Raw genomic sequence first — 21,054 nt, forward strand, 5'->3', positions numbered from 1 at the left:
CTTGCTCGACGTACAGCACCTCGAGGTATTGAATCCGGCGACCGAAGAGGTCGTCGCGACCGTCCCCGCCGCCACCCCGCAGGACGTCGACGCCGCCGTCGCGCGTGCGACATCCGCACAGGTCAAGTGGGCCGCCGCAGCCCCCGCCGACCGCGCCCGGCTGCTCCGCCGTTTCGCGGCGAAGGTCGACGAACACCTGGAAGAACTCGCCCTGTTGGAGGTCCGCGAAGCCGGTCACCTCATCGGCAACGCACGCTGGGAAGCAGGCAACGTCCGCGATCTCCTGGACTTCGCGGCCGGGGGAGCCGAGCGGCTGAACGGCCGTCAGATCCCGGTACCGGGCGGCCTGAACGTCACGATCCTCGAACCCCTCGGCGTCGTCGGCGCCATCGCGCCCTGGAACTTCCCCATGCCGATCGCGGCCTGGGGCACCGCCCCGGCGCTCGCGGCGGGCAACGCGGTCATCCTCAAGCCCGCCGAGACCACCCCCCTCACCGCGCTGCGTCTCGCCGAACTCGCCCTGGAGGCAGGCCTCCCCGAGGGCCTCTTCCAGGTACTGCCAGGAATCGGCGGCGTCGCGGGCAACGCCCTGGTCGAACACCCCGGCGTCGCCAAGATCGTGTTCACCGGCTCCACGGGTGTCGGCAAACAGATCATGGCCAAGTGCGCCGACCGCGTGAAGCGCGTGACGCTGGAACTCGGCGGCAAGAGCCCGAACATCGTCTTCGCCGACGCGGACGTGGAGGCCGCCGCCCTCGCCACCCCCATGTCGTACCTCGACAACTCCGGCCAGGACTGCTGCGCCCGTACCCGCATCCTGGTCCAGCGATCGGTCTACGACCGCTTCCTGGAGATCGTGCGGCCCGCGATCGAGTCGATCGTCGTCGGCGACCCGTCCGACGAGAAGACCCAGATGGGCCCGCTGATCTCCAGGTCCCAGCTGGAGCGCGTGCGCTCGTACGTCGCCGCCGGCACCGGAATCCACGGCACGGCCCCCGAAGGTCCCGGCTTCTGGTTTCCGCCGACGCTCGTCACCGACGCCGCCCCCACCTCGCCGGTGGCGACGGACGAGGTCTTCGGCCCGGTCGCCGTCGTCCTCCCCTTCGACGACGAGGCCGACGCGATCCGCCTCGCCAACGCCACCGAGTACGGCCTGTCCGGGTCCATCTGGACGCGGGACGTGGGCCGTGCGCTTCGGGTCTCGGGAGCCGTCCAGGCCGGGAACCTGTCCGTCAACTCGCACTCCAGCGTGCGCTATTGGACCCCGTTCGGGGGTTACAAGCAGTCCGGGCTCGGCCGTGAGCTCGGCCCGGACGCGCTCGCCGCCTTCACGGAAACCAAGAACGTCTTCATCAGTACGGAAAGCACGGAAAGCACGGAGGCCTGAGCCCTATGTCTGAGAACATCTGCCGCCGTCTCGTCGGCCGCACCGCCGTCATCACCGGCGCCGGCAGCGGCATCGGCCTCGCCACCGCGCGCCGTCTCGCCTCGGAGGGCGCACACGTCGTCTGCGGTGACATCGACGAGACCGCGGGCAAGGCCGCAGCCGACGAGGTCGACGGGACCTTCGTCAAGGTCGACGTGACCGACGCCGAGCAGGTCGAGGCGCTCTTCAAGACCGCGTACGACACCTATGGCTCGGTCGACATCGCCTTCAACAACGCGGGCATCTCGCCGCCCGACGACGACTCCATCCTGGACACGGGCCTGGAGGCCTGGAAGCGCGTCCAGGAGGTCAACCTCACCTCCGTCTACCTGTGCTGCAAGGCCGCCATCCCCTACATGCGGCGCCAGGGCAAGGGCTCGATCATCAACACCGCCTCCTTCGTGGCGAAGATGGGCGCGGCGACGTCGCAGATCTCGTACACGGCATCCAAGGGCGGTGTCCTCGCCATGTCCCGCGAGCTCGGCGTGCAGTTCGCCCGCGAAGGCATCCGCGTCAACGCGCTCTGCCCGGGCCCGGTCAACACCCCGCTCCTCCAGGAGCTGTTCGCCAAGGACCCCGAGCGGGCCGCGCGCCGCCTCGTCCACATCCCGGTGGGCCGCTTCGCCGAGGCCGACGAGCTCGCCGCGGCCGTGGCGTTCCTCGCCAGCGACGACTCCTCCTTCGTGAACGCCACCGACTTCCTCGTGGACGGCGGTATCGCCGGGGCGTACGTCACGCCCATGTAGTTCATCCTCCAGCAACCACCCCGTCAGCCGGGCGTCGCACGACGCCCGGCTGACCTGCGTAAACACGGGAGTGTGTTCGTGAACTTCAAGCGCCGCGCCGCCGCGGCAGCAGCAGTGATCGCCGTCGCCGGAGCCGGTCTCGTCACCGTCCAGGCCACCGCGGAAGCCACCCAGCCGGTGCGGGCCAAAGCGAAGGACTGCCCCTCGCTCACCGTCTCCAAGGGCTGGTACGGCGACAACAGAGCGCGCATCCAGAAGGTGATCGACACCTACGGGACCTGCGGCGAGCGCCACGGCCGAGGCGCCGCCAAGCCCGTCGCCACCTTCGACTGGGACAACACGGTCATCAAGAACGACGTCGGCGACGCCACCATGTTCTGGCTCCTGCGCAACAGCAAGATACGTACGCCACAGGGCGCCGACTGGCACACCACCAGCCGCTATCTCACCGACCCGGCGGCCAAGGCCCTCGCCACGGCCTGCCCGGCCACGCGGACCACCCTCCCCACCGGCCGCGACACGGACTGCGCCGACGAGATCGCCTCCGTCTACAGCGAGGGCACCACCACCGGCGGCGACGCGGCCTTCGCCGGCTTCGACCGCCGGCGCATGGAACCGCAGTACGCCTGGCTCGCCCAGCTCACCCGCGGCTGGTCCACCCAGCAGGTCAAGGGGTTCGCCGCCGCGGCCCGCAAGGAGAACCTCGCCGCGCCCGTCGGCACCGAACAGCGCGTCGGCACGGGTAAGTTCACCGGCTGGGTCCGCTACTACGACCAGCAGCGCGACCTGATCCGTACGCTCAAGAAGGCCGGATTCGACGTCTACGTTGTCTCCGCGTCACCCGAGCCGGTCGCCGAGGTGTGGGCCAAGAGCGTCGGCATCGACGCCCGGCACACCATCGGCATCCGCAACGTCGCCGCGCACGGGAAGCTGACGGCCCATCTGAAAGGGTGCGGCACCGTCAAGGACGGCGACGACTCGATGATCACGTACATCGACGGCAAGCGCTGCTGGATCAACCAGGAGATCTACGGGGTCCGGGGCGCGGCCGCCGAGGAGGTCCAACCGGCCTCCAGGCGACAGGTGTTCGCGGCCGGGGACTCCGACACCGACATCTCCTTCCTGCGCGACGCCACGGCCCTGCGCCTCGTCCTGAACCGCAACAAGAACGAGCTGATGTGCCGCGCCTACGACAACTTCGACGGCCGCTGGCTGGTGAACCCCATGTTCATCGAACCCAAGGGCAAGCTCGCCGACCCGTACCCGTGCGCGAGCACCGGCTACACCGAACGGAACGGAAAGGAAGGCCCCGTACGGCGCGCCGACGGGTCCGTCATCCCCGACCAGAAAGACACGGTGCACGGGGCCTGACCTGGCCCGGGAGATTGATGTACGGTCCATGCGCATGCGCAACAGACATGCCTTGGCATTGACGTTGGCCACGGCCGCCACTCTGGCCGCCGTGCCCGCGTCGCTCCCCGCGGCCGCCGCCACGCCCGCGAACTCCCCTGCTGCGAAGGCCCATTGCCCGCAGCTGTCCAAGAAGTTGACCTGGTTCGGCGACAACCGCGACCGGCTCCAGCAGATGATCGACGAGCGCGGACGCTGCGGCTCCCACCGGGGCCACGACGAGAAGCGTCCCGTCGCCGCCTTCGACTGGGACAACACCGTCGTCAAGAACGACATCACCGACGCGACGATCGCCTGGTCGCTGCGCCACGACAAGATCCTGCGTCCCGCCTCCTGGAAGTCCACCAGCAAGTGGATGACGGACGAGGCCGACAACGCGCTCACCAAGGCCTGCGGCACCAAGGTGCCGGTCGGCAGGCCGCTGCCCACCTCCAGGGACACCGACTGCGCCGACGAGATCTTCGAGGTCCGCGAGGACGGGAAGACGATGAGCGGCGCCCCCGCCTTCGCGGGGGAGTGGGACCACCGGCACACCGTCCCCCAGTACGCCTGGGTGCCCCAGCTCTTCGCCGGACACACCGTCCCCGAACTCAAGTCATACGCCGCGAAGGCCCGCAAGCAGGTGCTCGCCGCACCCGTGGGCGCCACCCAGACCGTCGGAACGCACGAGATCCCCGGCTACGCCCGCTACTACGACCAGCAGCGTGACCTCATCCGCACGCTCAAGCGGGCCGGGTTCGACGTCTACATCGTCTCGGCGGGCTCCGAGCCGGTGACCGAGGTGTGGGCCGGCGGCAAGGGGGGCGTCGGCATCGACAGCGAGCACACCATCGCCATCCGCTCCGTCCTGGACCGCAAGGGCCGGATCACCACCTGGAACCAGGGCTGCGGTGACGTGCCGGTGAACAAGGGCGAGGCCATCCCCTACATCGACGGCAAGCGCTGCTGGATCAACCAGGAGATCTTCGGCGTCAAGGGCAAGTCGGCCTGGGACAAGCAGGACCCGTCCCACCGCATCGCGCTGGGCGGCGGCGACGCCGACACGGACGTGACGTTCGTCGGTGACGCCACGGGCGCCCACCTCGTCCTGAACCGCAACAAGGACGAGTTCATGTGCCGTGCGTACGACAACGCCGACGGCCGCTGGGTCGTGAACCCCATGTTCATCGAGCCCCTGAAGCAGAAGTCCGGCCTCTACCCGTGCTCGACGGCCGCGTACAACGTGCCTGCCGGGGGCAAGGGTCCGGTCCTGCGCGAGGACGGCTCGGTGGTGCCGGATCAGGCGGACGCGGTGTTCTGATCTTCACGGCACGTCCTAGAGTGCCGGGATGAGCATGTCGCCCCCTCCCGGCTGGTACACCGACCCGTCGGCGCCCCCGACGCAGCACGTCGAGCGCTGGTGGGACGGGTCGGCCTGGACCGAGCACCGGCGCGCGCCCGAAACGCCCCAGACGGGCCAGGCGCAGCCGGGGTTCGGCCCGCCGCAGCCGCAGACCCAGGTGCAGCCGCTCGCGGGAACCACCTCCGGAAGCGGCCGGGCCAAGGTGGTGGCGCTGACCACCGCGGGGGTCGTCCTCGTCGCGTCGATCGTCACCGGCGTGGTGCTCCTGGGCAAGGACGACGGCGGCGACCCGCAGGTGGACGGCCCCGTCCCGGGCGCGTCGGAGCCGGTGGACCCGCCGTCGCCGACCTCGCCCTCGCCGACCACCTCGGCGCCGGACCCCGATCCCTCCACCCTCGTCGACCAGCTCAACGGCATCACGATCCCCGTCCCCGACGGCTGGGAGAAGGCCGACAGCACGGTCGGCGGCGACCCGACCGTCCGCACCCCGGACATCTACGACTGCCCGGGCGAGGGCAGCCTCTGCCGCCACGGCACGGTGTACTCGCGCACGTCGACGGCGACCGACGAACGCTCGCCCAAGGTCCTCGCGCTGAGGGACGTCAAGGACGCGGCCGACCGGGCGTACGACGAGGACAAGGTCGGCATGGAGCCCTTCGGCGGGATCGTCCGGCACCAGAAGGTCAAGGAGGGGACCGTGGCGGTCGCGGGCCGCTCCGGCTACCTCGTGCGCTGGCGCGTCCACACGGAGAAGGGCTCCGGCGGATACGTCCAGTCGCTCGCCTTCCCCTCCAGCGTCGGATCCGAGGCGATGGTGATCGTCCGCTTCGCCATCGACGCCGGGACCGAGGCGCCGCCCCTCTCCGACATGGACGAGATCACCAAGGGAATCAGGGCGGTCGGCGACTCGGAGACGGGCGGCGGCGTGGGCAACAGCGTGGGCGCGACACCCTGACGGGCCCCGGCCCCTCCCGCTACAGGAACGTGTGGCCTTCCCCGCGGTACGTCGGGACCGTCGCCGTCACGCGGTCACCCTCGACCAACTGCAGTGCGTCGAACCGCTCGCACATCTCCCCGGCCTTGGCGTGCCGGAACCACACCTTGTCGCCGAGTCGCAGATCGTCGGCGGGCGCTCCGAGCAGCGGGGTCTGCACCTCGCCGGCGCCTTCCTGCGGGTCGTAGCGCAGGCCCTCCGGGAGGTACGGCACCGGGGAGCGGTCGGCGCCCGCCGCACCCGAGGCGGGGTAGCCGCCGCCGAGCACGGTCACGGTGCCCACGCCGGGGCGGCGCACGACGGGCTGGGCGAAGAGCGCGGCCGGACGCCCGCTGAACGACGTGTAGTTGTCGAAGAGCCGCGGCACGTAGAGGCCCGACCCCGCCGCGATCTCGGTCACCGCCCGCTCGGCCGCGGTGTGCTGCACACTGCCCGTGCCACCGCCGTTGACGAACTCCAGGTCCGGCGCGACCGCCCGCACCGCGCGAATGGTCTCCGCCCGGCGCGCGGCAAGCTCCTTGCGGGCGGCGGCCTGCATCAGCCGGATCGCCCGCGAGCGCGCGGGACGGCCGGCGATCGCGTCACCGACCCCCGCCACATGCCCCTCGTACGCCATCACGCCCACGAGCCTGAAGCCCGGCCGACGGACCACGGCGCGGGCCAGCGCGGCGACTTGGGCGGGGGAGTGCAGCGGCGAGCGCAGCGCACCGATCCGCACCCGCCCTCCGAGGGTCTTGTAGGCGGTGTCCAACTCCAGGCAGACCCGCACCTCTTCGCGACCGCCGTCCCTGGCCTCGTCGATGAGCCGCAGCTGCGCGGGGTCGTCGATCATCACGGTCACCGAGGACGCGAGCTTCGGGTCGGCGGCGAGTTCGGCGAAGGCGGCGCGGTCGGCCGAGGGGTAGGCGAGCAGGACGTCCTCGAACCCCGACCGCGCGAGCCACAGGGACTCGGCGAGCGTGTAGGACATGAGCCCTGCGAAGCCGTCGCGGGCCAGGACGCGTTCGAGCAGCGCCCGGCAGCGCACGGACTTGCTCGCGACCCGGATCGGCTTGCCGCCGGCCCGGCGCACGAGGTCGTCGGCATTGGCGTCGAATGCCTCCAGATCGACGATCGCGACGGGGGCGTCGAGGTGTGCGGTGGCCCGGTCGTAGCGGGCCCGGTCTGCTGCACGGGAGGTCATGGCCGAAGCCTGCCAGACGGGATTACCCGAGGGTAGGGGGATGATCCGGGCAGATCGCCCGGGGCCGCGGACTGGTTCCCGCACGACCGGAATCTGCCCTTAGAGTTACGCGCAGAAGAGCGAGGAAACGGGGGGTGCATGAGCACGGAAGCGCGACGGGCCCCAGTCCCGCCACGTCCCACGACTCCGCCCCCGCCGCCGGGCCCGCCCTCGTCGATGCCGCCGCCCGCTCCTTCGTCCCGCTTCCCCGACCAGAGTCCGCCCCCGGCGGACCCTGAGCCGTCCGACTCCGACTCCGACTCCGACGACGACCAGGACTCCCTCCTCGGAGACCTGCTCGCGCCCTTCGACCGGGTACGACTGCCACGGCCGTCGCCGCCACCGGACGAGGCACGGCCCTCCGCGGGAGAGACGGACGAACCAGGCATTCTGTACGGAACGCACGACGCCGCTGACGAGTTGCGGCGAGGCGCCGACGAGGCGGAGACACAGCACTCTCCACCTCCGCCGCCCGCGTCGGCCCGCTTCCCCGACGCACCGCCGCCGTCAGCGACGACACCGGCGCGTACCGCCGACTCTGCCCCGGCCCCCACCCAGCCCCCACGACCCCCTGCCGCCCCACCGCACGTCGGTGGCCCGGACACGGAGGAGTACCGGCTCAGTCCGCTCCCCGACGCACCGCCGCCGTCCGCGACACCTGGGCCGCCCGCGCACGCCACCGACCCTGCCCCGGACTCCGCCGAGCCCCTGCCGCACATCGGCGCCCCGGACACGGAGGAGGAGCGGCATTCCGCGGAGTACCGGCTCCGTTCGCTCCCCGACGTACCGCCGCCGTCGGCTACGACCGGGGCGCCCCCGCACGCCACCGACACTGCCCAACCTCCGCCGCCCCCTGCCGCCCCACCGCACGTCGGCGGCCCGGACACGGAGGAGTACCGGCTCCGCTCGCTCCCCGACGCACCGCCGCCGTCGGCGACGACCGGGGCACCCCCGCACGCCACCGACACTGCCCAACCTCCGCCGCCCCCTGCCGCCCCGCCGCACATCGGCGCCCCGGACACGGAGGAGTACCGGCTCCGTTCGCTCCCCGACGTTCCGCCGCTGTCGGCTACGACCGGGGCGCCCCCGCACGCCGCCGACCTTGCCCCGGACCTTGCCAAGCCCCCGCCACCCCCTGCCGCCCCGGACACACACGAGGAGCGGCATTCCGCGGAGTATCGGCTTCGTCCGCCGATGCCTGCGGTGGCGCCTCCGGGCGCGACGGCGGCGGGCATATCCGGGCAATCCGTGGCCGACCCCGCTGATCCCGCCGCCTCCGGACCCATATCCGCGCCCCCACCCACTCCCTCCCCCCGAACGGCCGCCGCCCGTCGCGCGGTCGGTGCTGTCGACCTGACGCCAGGGCCCGGAGCAGGGCGGCCCTTCGTGTCGTTCGCGCGGCCCGCGATGTACGACGACAGCACCACGCGGCTGCGTCCCGTCCGCACCTGGGCCCAGCCCCGCGTGACCGCCGCCGCTGCCTGTGTCGTGCTCGGCCTCGGCCTCATCGGCGGCGCGGCGACCGGGAGTTGGCTGACCGGCGGCTCCGAAGGAACGGCCACCACGCGCACCACGTACGCCGCCGCGGGCGAGCTCTGGCACAGCGTGCCCGTCGACCAGCTCTTCCCGGCCACCATCAAGGGAGAGGGCGCCGGCCCCGGCGGAGCCGACCGCACCTGGACCCGCGTCGCCGTGGCCCCCGACTCGCACTGCAAGAGCGCCTTCGACCCGCTCCTGCGCAAGGCCCTGGCCCCCGCGGGCTGCCTGCGGCTGCTGCGCGCCACGTACACGGACGCCACCCGCAGCCATGTCACCACCGTGGGCCTGCTGTTCACCAAGGCCGACGCCGACGCGATGCGCTCGCTGCGCACCCGCTTCACGGAGGAAGGCCTCGACAGGCGCCCCGACCTGATGCCACGGCCGTACGCCGCCAAGGGCACCCCGGCCGCGGACTTCGGCGACGCCCAACGCGCCTCCTGGACCGTCTCCGTGCTCCCGGACGCCCCCGTAGTCGCCTTCTCCGTCTCCGGCTTCGCCGACGGCCGCACGCTCACCGAACCCGAGCCCGCCGAAGAGGCCATGAAGACCTCAGCCACCTCCGCCCCCGCCCAGGCGGGCCTCGGGCACGAGGCGCAGGGCATCGCCGACCGCGTGGAGCGGCGCCTGCGCAAGACCGTCGCGGCCACGGAGAAGTCCTCATGAGAATCCGCCGGCCGCTCGTCGCCGCCCTCGCCGCCTCGCTCGCCCTGCTGCCCGCCACCGCCCACGCCGACGACGGCATACGAGCGCAGCAGTGGGCCCTCGACGCCATGCACACCAGCCAGGCCTGGCAGACGACCAAGGGCAAGGGCATCACCGTCGCGGTCCTGGACACCGGCATAGACGGCGCACACCCCGACCTGGCCGGCAGCGTCCTCGAAGGAAAGGACATGGTCGGCTTCGGGGCGAAGAAGGGCGACCGCCCCTGGGCCCGGCACGGCACCGCCATGGCCGGCATCATCGCGGGCCACGGACACGGCGCGGGCCGCGAGGACGGCGTGGTCGGCATCGCGCCGGAGGCCAGGATCCTGCCGATCCGCGTGATCCTGGAGGACGGGGACCCGGACCGCTCGAAGGCCCGCAACACCCGGGGCAACGCCCTCGCCGACGGCATCCGCTGGGCCACCGATCACGGCGCCGACGTCATCAACCTCTCCCTGGGCGACGACTCCAAGTCCGCGCACCCGGAGCCCGCCGAGGACGCCGCCGTCCAGTACGCCCTGAAGAAGGGCATCGTCGTCGTAGCGTCGGCGGGCAACGGCGGCGAGCGCGGCGACCACATCTCGTACCCCGCGGCCTACCCCGGCGTCATCGCCGCCACCGCCGTGGACGAGAGCGGCGAGCGCGCCTCCTTCTCCACCCGCCGCTGGTACGCCACGGTCAGCGCCCCCGGCAAGGACATCGTCATCGCCGACCCGGACCGGGAGTACTACGAGGGCTGGGGCACCAGCGCCGCCTCGGCGTTCGTCTCCGGCGCCGTGGCCCTCATCCGCGCCGCCCACCCCGGTCTGACCCCGGCCCAGATCAAGCAGCTTCTGAGGGACACCGCCCGCGACGTGCCGAGCGGTGGCCGCGACGACTCACGCGGCTTCGGCTTCATCGACCCGGCGGCAGCGATCGCCCAGGGCGGCAAGAAGCAGCCCGAGGGTCTGAAGTCGGCGACGTACGGAAAGAAGTACTTCGGCCCCGGCCCGGACACGGACCGGGCCGACGAAGGACCCGCAGGCTGGGTGGGGCCGGTCGCGGGCGGCTTCGGTGTCCTCCTGCTCGGCGCGGCCGTGTATCTGTGGCGTGGCCGCAGGGGAGCCCGCCCCGGCACCGCCCGACAGGGCCGGGCCGACGGTCGATAGGCTCGTGACCGTGGCGAACAAGAACATCCCCGACCCCGGCTTCTCCGACGACGACGGCTCCGCCGATCCCCGGCTCACCGCGGCGCTGACCGCGTGGGCGGAGGACCGCACGGCACACGGCCCCGTCCTGGAGGCGCTCACCGGCGCCCGGCTGCTCGTCCCCGTGGTCGCCGTGCTGGGCGAGGTCGAGGAGGACGAGGACGGCCTGCGCCGCGAGAAGTCCAGCGACATGGCGGTGCCCACCCTCAAGGCGGGCGACCGCAAGGCCCTGCCCGCGTTCACGTCGACCGAGGCCCTCGCCCTGTGGGACCCGGCGGCCAGGCCCGTCGCCGTCCCCCTGCACCAGGCGCTCCAGGCCGCCGCGCACGAGCAGGCCGACACGATCGTGCTCGACCTCGCGGGACCCGTCGCCTACGAGATCAACCGGCCCGCCCTGATCGCCCTCTCCGAGGGCCGCCACACCCCGGACCCGCTCTCCGACCCCGCCGTCACGGCCGCCGTGCGCGCGTCCGTCGCCGCCGAGCCCGCCGTCCTGCGCGCCTACCTCGGGGCGGGCACCGCGGACGGCACCCTCGCGCTCGTCCTCGACCCGGCGGCGGACCCCGCCGAGGCCGCCCAGCGCGTCGCCCGGCACATCGCGGCCGACGAAACACTGAGGGCCCGCCTGGTCAGCGGCCTCGACCTGGCACTGCTGCCGGCCGAGGCGACGCCACCGGGCGAGCCCTTCTACGTACGTCCGTGACGCACGTGTCCCACGTGACCGCTCAGCCGAAGACCGGGCCCGTGTACTTCTCGCCCGGGCCCTGACCCGGCTCGTCCGGAACCTCGGACGCCTCGCGGAAGGCCAGCTGCAGCGACTTCAGGCCGTCGCGCAGCGGGGCCGCGTGGAACGAGGAGATCTCCGTGGCGCTCGCGTCCATCAGGCCGGCGAGGGAGTGGATCAGCTTGCGGGCCTCGTCGAGGTCCTTGTGGCCCTCGCCGCCCTCGGCGAGACCGAGGTTCACGGCCGCCGCGCTCATCAGGTGGACGGCGACCGTGGTGATCACCTCGACCGCGGGGACGTCCGCGATGTCACGGGTCAGGGTGTCGAAGTCGGGGGAGTCGGGCCCGGGGGCCGCGGACTCGGGGGTGGGGGTCGCGTCGCTCATGCCCCACACGATAAGCGGAGCCCCGTGCGGAGCGGTCCGCGGGAGGCCGCGGCAGCCCGTGGGCGCCGTTGGTTAGCCCCACCCCCGCGGAGCTGCTAACCTTGTGTAACGACCGGCCGGACACTCGCGTGCCACGCAGAGACCCGGCCCACAAGTGGAGGCTCCGCTTCCCACCTTGCCGCTCTCAGAGTGGCGGGTCACCGGTCAGGCGGCCGCAGTCCCCGAGACTACGGCAGGCCCGAGATGCGCCCCGCGATCATCGCGGAGGTGCTCCGGTAGTAATGGAGCCCCTTCCTGTGATCGGTTGGGGCATTTTTTATGTACTCACTCGGTTGGTCCTTATAACAGACGTAACGCGGCTGTCCGCCAGACCGCCGCGTGGTGCTACCGAGGAGGATCCATCAGCGCCGAGCCCCGCATCAACGACCGGATTCGCGTTCCCGAGGTGCGACTTGTCGGTCCCAGCGGCGAGCAGGTCGGGATTGTTCCGCTTGCCAAGGCCCTTGAGCTCGCACAGGAGTACGACCTCGACCTGGTCGAGGTGGCGGCGACCGCCCGTCCGCCCGTGTGCAAGCTCATGGACTACGGGAAGTTCAAGTACGAGTCGGCCATGAAGGCCCGTGAGGCGCGCAAGAACCAGGCGCACACGGTCATCAAGGAGATGAAGCTCCGGCCGAAGATCGACCCGCACGACTATGACACCAAGAAGGGTCACGTCGTCCGGTTCCTCAAGCAGGGCGACAAGGTCAAGATCACGATCATGTTCCGTGGTCGCGAGCAGTCCAGGCCGGAACTCGGCTACCGACTGCTGCAGCGTCTCGCGAACGACGTCGAAGACCTCGGGTTCATCGAGTCGAACCCGAAGCAGGACGGCCGAAACATGATCATGGTCCTCGGTCCGCACAAGAAGAAGACCGAAGCCATGGCCGAGGCTCGCGAGGCCCAGGCGGTCCGCAAGGCGGACGCGAAGGCCAACCCGGGTCGCTCGCAGAACTCCGCCGAGGGCGAGGAGCCCGCAGCGGCTCCTGCCGAGGCTGCCGCCGAAGCTCCTGCCGAGGCCCCTGCCGAGGCTCCCGCCGAGGCCTGATCCCAGGACGCGAGTCCGGGGATCGCCAACTGACACATACGGTTCCCGGATGCCCGGTTTCACGACCGGGCATCCGAGTGCCACTGACGAGGAGAGAACGGCGCTATGCCGAAGAACAAGACGCACAGCGGTGCCAGCAAGCGCTTCAAGATCACCGGCTCCGGCAAGGTGCTCCGCGAGCGCGCCGGCAAGCGCCACCTGCTCGAGCACAAGTCGTCCCGTCTGACGCGTCGCCTCTCCGGCAACGCCGAGATGGCCCCGGGCGACGCCAAGAAGATCAAGAAGCTTCTCGGCAAGTGAGTTCGGGCGCACACCGCGCCTGAACTCTGACCGGGACCCAATCGATACCGGGTCGTGTGAGTCCAACCACGGCCCCGCTACAAGGAGTTAACAAGTGGCACGCGTCAAGCGGGCAGTCAACGCCCACAAGAAGCGTCGGGCGATCCTCGAAGCGGCCAGCGGCTACCGCGGCCAGCGTTCGCGCCTGTACCGCAAGGCCAAGGAGCAGGTCACCCACTCCCTGGTCTACAACTACAACGACCGCAAGAAGCGCAAGGGCGACTTCCGTCAGCTGTGGATCCAGCGCATCAACGCCGCTGCCCGCCAGAACGGCATGACGTACAACCGCCTCATCCAGGGTCTGAAGGCCGCCAACATCGAGGTGGACCGCAAGATCCTCGCGGAGCTCGCCGTCAACGACGCGAACGCCTTCGCGGCGCTCGTCGAGGTTGCCCAGAAGGCTCTGCCTTCGGACGTCAACGCACCCAAGGCCGCCTGAACCTTGCGTTGAGCTGTACGTGACCGGACCCGCAAGCCTGTGGCTTGCGGGTCCGATTGCGTCCGCTGTCCGCCGACCGCGGGCCGTGGGGGCTTGTCGCGCAGTTCCCCGCGCCCCTGACGGGGCCCCGCGCGCGCCCCGATCCGTTCTCGTTCCACGAAGGTGACTTGATGCCCGCCAGCCCCGAGTTGATCTCCCCCAAGTCACCCCGCGTCAGCGCCGCCCGGCGGCTCGCCAAGCGGAACTTCCGGGGGAAGGAGCAGCTGTTTCTCGCCGAGGGGCCGCAGGCCGTGCGGGAAGGGGCCGCGCATCCGGACACGCTCGTCGAGCTGTTCGCCACCGTCGAGGCCGCCGAGCGGTACGCCGACATCGTGGGGGAGGCCCGTGCCGCGGGCGCCCGGGTGCACCTGGCCGACGAGGACGTCATCGCCGACATCTCCACGACGGTGACGCCGCAGGGGCTCGTCGGTGTCTGCCGGTTCCTGGACACCTCTTTCGACGGCATTCTGGCCGCCAGGCCCAAGCTGGTCGCCGTCCTCGCGCACGTCCGTGACCCCGGGAACGCCGGCACCGTACTGCGGTGCGCCGACGCGGCGGGGGCCGACGCCGTCGTCCTGACGGACGCCTCCGTGGATCTCTACAACCCCAAGTGCGTGCGCGCGTCGGTCGGTTCGCTGTTCCATCTGCCCGTCGCCGTCGGCGTACCCGTCGAGCGGGCCGTGCAGGGGCTGAAGGACGCGGGCGTACGCATCCTCGCCGCCGACGGAGCGGGCCAGGACGACCTCGACGACGAGCTCGACAAGGGCACCATGGGCACGCCCTCCGCCTGGGTCTTCGGCAACGAGGCCTGGGGGCTCCCGGAGGAGACCCGCGCACTCGCCGACGCCGTGGTGCGCGTTCCGATCCACGGCAGAGCCGAAAGCCTCAACCTCGCGACGGCCGCGGCCGTGTGCCTCTATGCGTCCGCCCGTGCACAGCGTGCGGCTGGAGGGTGCCGTTCCGTCACTCCCAGCTAGTAGGGTGACGGGCTCGGAGGCCTCCTGCGCCGGTCCGAGAGGTGGGGTACGGGGAATGAGCATCGGCACGAGCAGATCACCGGGAGTACAGGACATCCTGTCCTCTCGCGCGGACCATGGCGCCCTCGGTGACCTCGGCGGCCTCGGTGTCGACCCGGACGACCTGCCCGACGGCCTCGTGGTCGCGGACGAGACGGGCCACGTCATCTGCTTCAACGCCGCGGCCGTGCGGATCACCGCGGTGGACGCCGACGAGGCACTGGGCGCGCCACTGGAACGAGCTCTTCCGTTAGAGGACCTCGAAGGCCGCCGCTGGTGGCAGCTGACCGATCCCTACGGCGGCCTCGCCACCCGCTTCGCCCAGCCCGAGCGCAATCTGCTGCTCCCCGGCGGGCGTGAGGTCCTCGTCTCCGCTCGCTATGTGCGCACCGCGCCCACCGGCCCCGTCCGCCGCGTCGTCGTCGCCATCCGCGACACCGAGGCCCGCCGCCGCACCGAGCGCAGCCACGCCGAGCTGATCGCCACCGTCGCCCACGAGCTCCGCTCGCCCCTCACCTCCGTGAAGGGCTTCACCGCGACGCTGCTCGCCAAGTGGGAGCGCTTCACCGACGACCAGAAGAAGCTGATGCTGGAGACGGTGGACGCCGACGCCGACCGCGTCACGCGGCTCATCGCCGAGCTTCTCGACATCTCCCGCATCGACTCCGGCCGCCTCGAACTACGCCGTCAGCCCGTCGACATCGGCGCCGCCGTCGGCCGCCACATCCAGGCCCATGTCGCCTCCGGCCAGGACGCGGACCGCTTCCTGGTCCGGATCGAGCAGCCGATGCCCGATCTCTGGGCCGACCCGGACAAGATCGACCAGGTGCTCAGCAACCTGCTGGAAAATGCAGTGCGGCACGGCGAAGGAACCGTCACCATCGACGTGGCACCCTCATCGTCCCCGCGTGAGCGGGGCGGGGCCGAGACGGCCGTGACCGTGAGCGACGAGGGGACCGGCATTCCGGAGGAATCGATGGGCCGCGTCTTCACCCGCTTCTGGCGGGGCAGCAAGCGCGGCGGGACGGGACTGGGCTTGTACATCGTGAAGGGCATCGTGGAAGCGCACGGCGGGACGATCACCGTCGGCCGTGCGCCCGGCGGCGGCGCCCAGTTCCGATTTACGTTGCCCGTGGGCACTCCGGCGTATCTCCTCTGATCCGCCCGAGCACCGCCCGCGGGCTCATTCACCCGCGTCACCCCCGTTAGACTCGATCCTTGGCACGTTTGCGTCCCTGATCTGTGGACGATTCGTCTCCGAGTCGTAGACGGGGACCATCACCAGCCAACCGGAAGCACGGGAAGAGATGTCGGCACCGAACAAGTCGTACGACCCTGTTGAGGTCGAGGCACTGAAACCTGAAGAGATCGAGCGCATGCGGGACGAGGCGCTCGCCGCCTTCGCCGCCGCCGGCGACCTCGAAAAGCTCCAGGAGGCCAAGGTCGCGCACACCGGCGGCACCTCGCCGCTGGCCCTCGCCAACCGCGAGATCGGCGCGCTGCCCCCGCAGGCCAAGGCCGAGGCCGGCAAGCGCGTCGGCATGGCGCGCGGCGCGGTCAGCAAGGCGCTCGCCGCCCGCCAGACCGAGCTGGAGGCCGAGCGTGACGCCCGGGTGCTCGTCGAGGAGGCAGTGGACGTCACGCTGCCGTACGACCGGGTCCCGGCCGGTGCCAGGCACCCGCTGACCACGTTCATGGAGCGTGTCGCCGACGTCTTCGTCGCGATGGGCTACGAGATCGCGGAGGGCCCCGAGGTCGAGGCGGAGTGGTTCAACTTCGACGCCCTGAACTTCACCCCGGACCACCCGGCCCGGCAGATGCAGGACACCTTCTTCGTCCAGGGACCCAAGGGCACTGACGGGGACGAGTCCGGCGTCGTGCTGCGCACGCACACCTCGCCCGTGCAGGCCCGCGCCCTGCTCGAACGCCGTGAGCCACCCGTCTACATCGTCTGCCCCGGCCGCGTGTACCGCACGGACGAGCTGGACGCGACGCACACCCCGGTCTTCCACCAGATCGAGCTGCTCGCCGTGGACGAGGGCCTGACCATGGCCGACCTCAAGGGCACCCTGGACCACATGGTCCAGTCGCTCTTCGGCGCGGACATGAAGACCCGCCTGCGCCCGAACTACTTCCCGTTCACCGAGCCGTCCGCCGAGATGGACATGGTCTGCTACGTCTGCCGCGGCGAGTCCGTGGGCAACCCGGACCGCCCCTGCCGCACCTGCGGCAGCGAGGGCTGGATCGAGCTGGGCGGCTGCGGCATGGTCAACCCGAAGGTGCTCACCGCCTGCGGCGTCGACCCCAAGAAGTACAGCGGATTCGCCTTCGGGTTCGGCATCGAACGGATGCTGATGTTCCGCCACAACGTCGAAGACATGCGAGACATGGTCGAGGGTGACGTCCGGTTCACCCGGCCCTTCGGGATGGAGATCTGATGCGGGTCCCGCTTTCCTGGCTGCGGGAGTACGTCGATCTCCCCGCCTCCGAGACCGGCCGTGACGTACAGGCCAAGCTGATCGAGGTCGGCCTCGAGGTCGAGACCGTCGAGCAGACCGGCGCCGGCCTGACCGGCCCGCTGGTCGTCGGCAAGGTCCTCACCATCGAGGAGCTCGAAGGCTTCAAGAAGCCCATCCGTTTCTGCACGGTCGACGTCGGCCAGGCCAACGGCACGGGTGAGCCGCAGGAGATCGTCTGCGGCGCGCGCAACTTCGCGGTCGGCGACAAGGTCGTCGTCGTGCTGCCCGGCGCCGTCCTGCCCGGCGACTTCAAGATCGCCGCGCGCAAGACGTACGGCAAGACGTCGCACGGCATGATCTGCTCCGGCGACGAGCTGGGCATGGGTGACGACGGCAGCGGCGGCATCATCGTCCTGCCGCCCGAGCACGAGGCCGGCACCGACGCGATCAAGCTGCTCGAGCTGGTCGACGAGGTCCTGGACATCGCCGTCACGCCCGACCGCGGGTACGCGCTCTCGATGCGCGGCGTCGCCCGCGAGGCCGCCATCGCGTACGGCCTGCCGCTGCGCGACCCGGCGCTCCTGGACGTGCCCGCGCCGAACGCCGCCGGCTACCCCGTCAAGATCTCCGACCCGCGCGGCTGCGACCGTTTCACCGCGCGCACGGTCACGGGCCTGAAGCCCGAGGCCCGGTCGCCGATCTGGCTGCAGCGCCGCCTGCAGAAGGCGGGCATGCGCCCGATCTCGCTCGCCGTCGACATCACCAACTACGTGATGCTGGAGCTCGGCCAGCCCCTGCACGCCTACGACCGCTCCCGCATCGAGGGCACCATCGGCGTGCGCCGTGCCGAGCAGGGCGAGAAGTTCACGACGCTCGACGGCGCCAAGCGCGTCCTCGACGCCGAGGACCTGGTCATCACCGACGACCGCGGCCCCATCGGCCTCGCGGGCGTCATGGGCGGCGCCAACACCGAGATCGCGGACCACGAAGAGACGGCCGGGACCACCGACGTCGTCATCGAGGCCGCGCACTTCGACGCCATCTCCATCGCCCGCACGGCCCGGCGCCACAAGCTGCCCTCCGAGGCGGCCAAGCGCTTCGAGCGCGGCGTCGACCCGCAGGCCGCGTCCGCCGCCGCGCAGCGCACGGTGGATCTCCTCGTGCTGCTCGCGGGCGGCACCGCCGAGGCCGGTGTCACCGAGGTCATCGCGCCCTCAGCGCCGCACACGATCGCCATGCCCGCCGATCACCCGGACAAGGTCGCCGGCGTGGAGTACGGCCGCGAGACCGTCGTGCGCCGCCTCCAGGAGGTCGGCTGTGACGTGTACGGCCAGGACGCCCTGACCGTCACCGTGCCGTCCTGGCGCCCCGACCTCGCCGAGCCGAACGACCTCGCCGAAGAGGTCATCCGCCTGGAGGGGTACGAGAACCTCCCCTCCACGCTGCCCAAGCCCCCCGCGGGCCGCGGCCTGACCGGCCGGCAGCGCCTGCACCGCCGCGTCGGACGCGCCCTCGCCGGCAGCGGCTTCGTCGAGGCGCCGAACTACCCCTTCATCGGCGAGCAGGTCTTCGACCAGCTGGGCCTGGAGCCCGGCGACCCCAAGCGCCGGGTCGTCAAACTGGTCAACCCGCTCTCCGACGAGGAGCCCGCTCTTCGTACGACGCTCCTTCCGGGTCTGCTCGGCGCGCTTCGCCGCAACGAAGGCCGCGGCAGCCACGACCTGGCGCTCTTCGAGACGGGACTGGTCTTCCAGCCTCGTGACGAAGCCCGCGTCGCGGTCCGGCTGCCCGTCGACCGCCGACCCACGGACGAGGAGATCGCCTCCCTGACCGAGGCGCTCCCCGTGCAGCCGCGGCACGCCGCCGTCGTGCTCGCGGGCGCCCGTGAGCAGGCCGGCTGGTGGGGCAACGGCCGGCCGTCCGAGTGGGCCGACGCGATCCAGGCCGCCCGCGCCCTGGCCGCCGAGTCGGGCACCGAACTGCTCGTGCGCCAGGGCCAGTACGGCCCGTGGCACCCGGGCCGGTGCGCCGAGCTCGCCGTCGTGATCGACGGGGCGGAGCAGGTCATCGGGCACGCGGGCGAGCTGCACCCGCGTGTCGTCAAGGCGCTCTCGCTGCCCGCGCGCACCTGCGCGATGGAGCTGGACCTGGACCGTCTGGAGGAGGCGAGCACCGGCGTCCCGCAGGGCCCGAAGATCTCCACCTTCCCGGTCGCCACGCAGGATGTCGCGCTCGTCGTCGACGGGGGCGTGCCCGCCGCCGACGTGGAGAAGGTGCTGCGCGAGGGCGCGGGTGAACTCCTGGAGTCCATCCGGCTGTTCGACGTCTTCGAGGGCGAGCAGATCGGCGAGGGCAAGAAGTCCCTGGCGTACGCGCTGCGTTTCCGCGCGGCCGACCGCACGCTGACCGTCGACGAGGCTTCCGCGGCCCGGGACGCGGCCGTCGCCCTGGCGACCGAGCGGACCGGCGCGGTGCTGCGCGGAGCGTAGTCACCGCCAGTAGTCGCCGCCAGGCGCACAAGAGGCGCAAAGAAGGGCGTATCCGGGTCTCCGGGTGCGCCCTTCACTCGTTTGAGTGACTAGTTAGCCCTCCCTGGTCCGATCGGCTCATGCGGTCGACAGAATCGGTGCGGCCGCAGGGCCTCGATCTGTACGGCCTGCGCGGTCCGCACGCTGAACAGGGCCGTAGGGGGGCCGTCGGCATGATCCGTATCAGGGCTGGAGATCCTCGCCGGGCGTTGTGCCGGGCGAGGAACCGGGCCAGGCTCCGGGCGCGGGCCGGGACGAGGGCGTCCCGGGTGGATCCGCCACGCGTCCGGCGCGTCCTCATGCTCGGTCTTCCCACGGTGTGGGGCGCGGCCGCCATCACGTACAAACTCCTCTGTCCGCTCGCCCAGCAGAACGGCCTGGGGGCCCGGATCGTCACCAGCGCGGTCTTCTTCGCGGTCGGCACCGGTCTGATATTGCAGGTCCGCGGCGCACTGGTGCGGGAGCTGCGTCAGCTCCGGGAGGTCGCGGGCGCCGCACAGAACGTCCTGCTCCGCCCGCTGCCGCCGCGCGTCGAGGGCCTCACGGTCGCGGCCGGGCGGGTCTCCGCGTCACGCGGCGCCTCCGTCGGCGGGGATCTGTACGAGGTGATGGCCACCGATCACGGCGTCCGGGTGGTCATGGGAGATGTGCGCGGGCACGGCCTGACCGCCGTCGGCACGGCCGCCGCGGTGCTCGGCAGCTTCCGCGAGGCGGCCCACGAGGAGGCTGAACTGGCGCACGTGTTAAGGAAGTTGGAGCGCTCCCTGGGGCGGCACCTGCGGGAGCGCTCACGGGCCGAGCACCCGGCGAACGGTGCTCCCGCGCCGGAGAGTCCGTCGGCCGAGGAGTTCGTCACCGTACTGCTGATGGAGATCGGCCCGGAGGGCGAGCTGACCGCGCTCAACTGCGGTCACCCCTGGCCGTACCGCCTGAGTGGGCACGCCGAGCCGGTCGCCGACGGAGATCCGTTGCCGCCGCTCGGACCCTTCCCGCTCCCCGCCGACCTGCCCCTGCTGCACTGCGGGCCGCTCCTTCCCGGGGAGGCGCTCGCCCTGCACACGGACGGCATGGAGGACGCGCGGGACGCGGCCGGACGGTTCTTCCCGCTCCAGGCGGCGCTCACCGAAGCGGTGCGGGTCCCGCCGGTCGCGCCCCAGTCGGTGATCCGCACGGTGTACGCCCAACTCGCGCGCCACGCGGGGCGGTTGCCCGCCGACGACGCGGCGCTCCTGGTCCTGCGGAACGACCGTCGCCGGGTGCCGGTACAGCAGGGGGAGACGGTGCGTCGGCAAAGCACCATGACATGACGCACCGTCAACCTCCGCCGGCCTTGCGCCGCCCGGCCCGCCTGTAGGTGTCGGGCAGACGGCGGGGCGGGCGGCGCCGGTGTGGGCCGCCGTACTTTTCGAGGGGGAGCCGACGGCCCGGCCGGCCTCCTTGTGAGGAACCTCAGTCAAGCGTGACGGGAGT

Annotated in this window: 18 protein-coding genes; 16 read left to right on the forward strand and 2 right to left on the reverse strand. The window is 71.7% G+C overall.

The features are described 5' to 3' along the window. The first annotated feature begins 1 nt into the window (after nt 1). From AB0I66_RS29110 to AB0I66_RS29130, 5 genes are all read left to right on the forward strand, one after another. A complete protein-coding gene (locus AB0I66_RS29110; protein WP_363210910.1) occupies nt 2-1,387 on the forward strand; it encodes an aldehyde dehydrogenase family protein in 1,386 nt (461 codons plus the stop codon). A 5-nt stretch (nt 1,388-1,392) separates the two neighbouring features. Further along, nucleotides 1,393-2,172: a 3-oxoacyl-ACP reductase gene (locus AB0I66_RS29115; protein WP_363210911.1), complete on the forward strand. Its 780-nt coding sequence runs from the start codon at nt 1,393-1,395 to the stop codon at nt 2,170-2,172. 78 nt (nt 2,173-2,250) lie between these two features. After that, entirely contained in the window at nt 2,251-3,543 is a 1,293-nt protein-coding gene (locus tag AB0I66_RS29120; protein ID WP_363210912.1) for a haloacid dehalogenase-like hydrolase, read from the forward strand. A gap of 34 nt (nt 3,544-3,577) precedes the next feature. After that, nucleotides 3,578-4,882 carry a haloacid dehalogenase-like hydrolase gene (locus tag AB0I66_RS29125; RefSeq protein ID WP_363210913.1) on the forward strand — a complete coding sequence of 435 codons (1,305 nt, stop codon included), beginning with the start codon at nt 3,578-3,580 and terminating at the stop codon, nt 4,880-4,882. A gap of 28 nt (nt 4,883-4,910) precedes the next feature. Beyond that, nucleotides 4,911-5,879, forward strand: coding sequence for a DUF2510 domain-containing protein (locus AB0I66_RS29130; protein WP_363210914.1), 969 nt, complete (start codon nt 4,911-4,913; stop codon nt 5,877-5,879). Nucleotides 5,880-5,898: 19 nt separating this feature from the next. Here the strand turns inward: AB0I66_RS29130 and AB0I66_RS29135 are convergent, their stop codons facing one another. Continuing rightward, nucleotides 5,899-7,101, reverse strand: a complete 1,203-nt coding sequence (locus AB0I66_RS29135; RefSeq protein ID WP_363210915.1) for an amino acid deaminase/aldolase — start codon at nt 7,099-7,101, stop codon at nt 5,899-5,901. Nucleotides 7,102-7,239: 138 nt separating this feature from the next. Here AB0I66_RS29135 and AB0I66_RS29140 point away from each other — a divergent pair, with 138 nt between their 5' ends. Genes AB0I66_RS29140 through AB0I66_RS29150 form a run of 3 tightly spaced genes read left to right on the forward strand, consistent with a single transcriptional unit; the run spans nt 7,240 to nt 11,271 of the window. Then, nucleotides 7,240-9,342 carry a hypothetical protein gene (locus AB0I66_RS29140; protein WP_363210916.1) on the forward strand — a complete coding sequence of 701 codons (2,103 nt, stop codon included), beginning with the start codon at nt 7,240-7,242 and terminating at the stop codon, nt 9,340-9,342. Continuing rightward, nucleotides 9,339-10,529 carry a type VII secretion-associated serine protease mycosin gene (mycP, locus tag AB0I66_RS29145; RefSeq protein WP_363210917.1) on the forward strand — a complete coding sequence of 397 codons (1,191 nt, stop codon included), beginning with the start codon at nt 9,339-9,341 and terminating at the stop codon, nt 10,527-10,529. The genes AB0I66_RS29140 and mycP overlap by 4 nt, the downstream gene beginning before the upstream one ends. A gap of 10 nt (nt 10,530-10,539) precedes the next feature. Next, a complete protein-coding gene (locus AB0I66_RS29150; RefSeq protein ID WP_363210918.1) occupies nt 10,540-11,271 on the forward strand; it encodes an SseB family protein in 732 nt (243 codons plus the stop codon). A 22-nt stretch (nt 11,272-11,293) separates the two neighbouring features. Here AB0I66_RS29150 and AB0I66_RS29155 read toward each other — a convergent pair whose 3' ends face one another. After that, the gene (locus AB0I66_RS29155) at nt 11,294-11,677 is read right to left on the reverse strand and encodes a DUF1844 domain-containing protein (protein ID WP_363210919.1); all 384 of its coding nucleotides are present in this window, start codon (nt 11,675-11,677) and stop codon (nt 11,294-11,296) included. A 400-nt stretch (nt 11,678-12,077) separates the two neighbouring features. Between AB0I66_RS29155 and infC the strand changes: the two genes are divergently transcribed. The 8 genes from infC (at nt 12,078) to AB0I66_RS29195 (ending at nt 20,891) form a co-directional block, all read left to right on the forward strand. Further along, nucleotides 12,078-12,764: a translation initiation factor IF-3 gene (gene infC / locus AB0I66_RS29160; RefSeq protein WP_363211150.1), complete on the forward strand. Its 687-nt coding sequence runs from the start codon at nt 12,078-12,080 to the stop codon at nt 12,762-12,764. A 105-nt stretch (nt 12,765-12,869) separates the two neighbouring features. Next, entirely contained in the window at nt 12,870-13,064 is a 195-nt protein-coding gene (gene rpmI / locus AB0I66_RS29165) for a 50S ribosomal protein L35 (protein ID WP_135330421.1), read from the forward strand. A 94-nt stretch (nt 13,065-13,158) separates the two neighbouring features. Then, a complete protein-coding gene (gene rplT, locus AB0I66_RS29170) occupies nt 13,159-13,542 on the forward strand; it encodes a 50S ribosomal protein L20 (RefSeq protein ID WP_003970214.1) in 384 nt (127 codons plus the stop codon). A 170-nt stretch (nt 13,543-13,712) separates the two neighbouring features. Continuing rightward, nucleotides 13,713-14,558, forward strand: coding sequence for an RNA methyltransferase (locus tag AB0I66_RS29175; RefSeq protein WP_363210920.1), 846 nt, complete (start codon nt 13,713-13,715; stop codon nt 14,556-14,558). Nucleotides 14,559-14,613: 55 nt separating this feature from the next. After that, on the forward strand, nt 14,614-15,756 hold the full coding sequence (locus AB0I66_RS29180) for an ATP-binding protein (RefSeq protein ID WP_363210921.1): 1,143 nt from the start codon (nt 14,614-14,616) through the stop codon (nt 15,754-15,756). 148 nt (nt 15,757-15,904) lie between these two features. Then, a complete protein-coding gene (pheS, locus tag AB0I66_RS29185) occupies nt 15,905-17,035 on the forward strand; it encodes a phenylalanine--tRNA ligase subunit alpha (protein WP_363210922.1) in 1,131 nt (376 codons plus the stop codon). Continuing rightward, on the forward strand, nt 17,035-19,545 hold the full coding sequence (gene pheT / locus AB0I66_RS29190) for a phenylalanine--tRNA ligase subunit beta (RefSeq protein WP_363210923.1): 2,511 nt from the start codon (nt 17,035-17,037) through the stop codon (nt 19,543-19,545). The genes pheS and pheT overlap by 1 nt, the downstream gene beginning before the upstream one ends. 338 nt (nt 19,546-19,883) lie before the next feature. After that, complete coding sequence (locus tag AB0I66_RS29195; RefSeq protein WP_363211151.1) at nt 19,884-20,891, forward strand: PP2C family protein-serine/threonine phosphatase; 1,008 nt, start codon at nt 19,884-19,886, stop codon at nt 20,889-20,891. Nucleotides 20,892-21,054 lie beyond the last annotated feature (163 nt).

The organism is Streptomyces sp. NPDC050439 (genome assembly GCF_040655335.1).
In the GTDB taxonomy this organism is placed as follows: domain Bacteria; phylum Actinomycetota; class Actinomycetes; order Streptomycetales; family Streptomycetaceae; genus Streptomyces.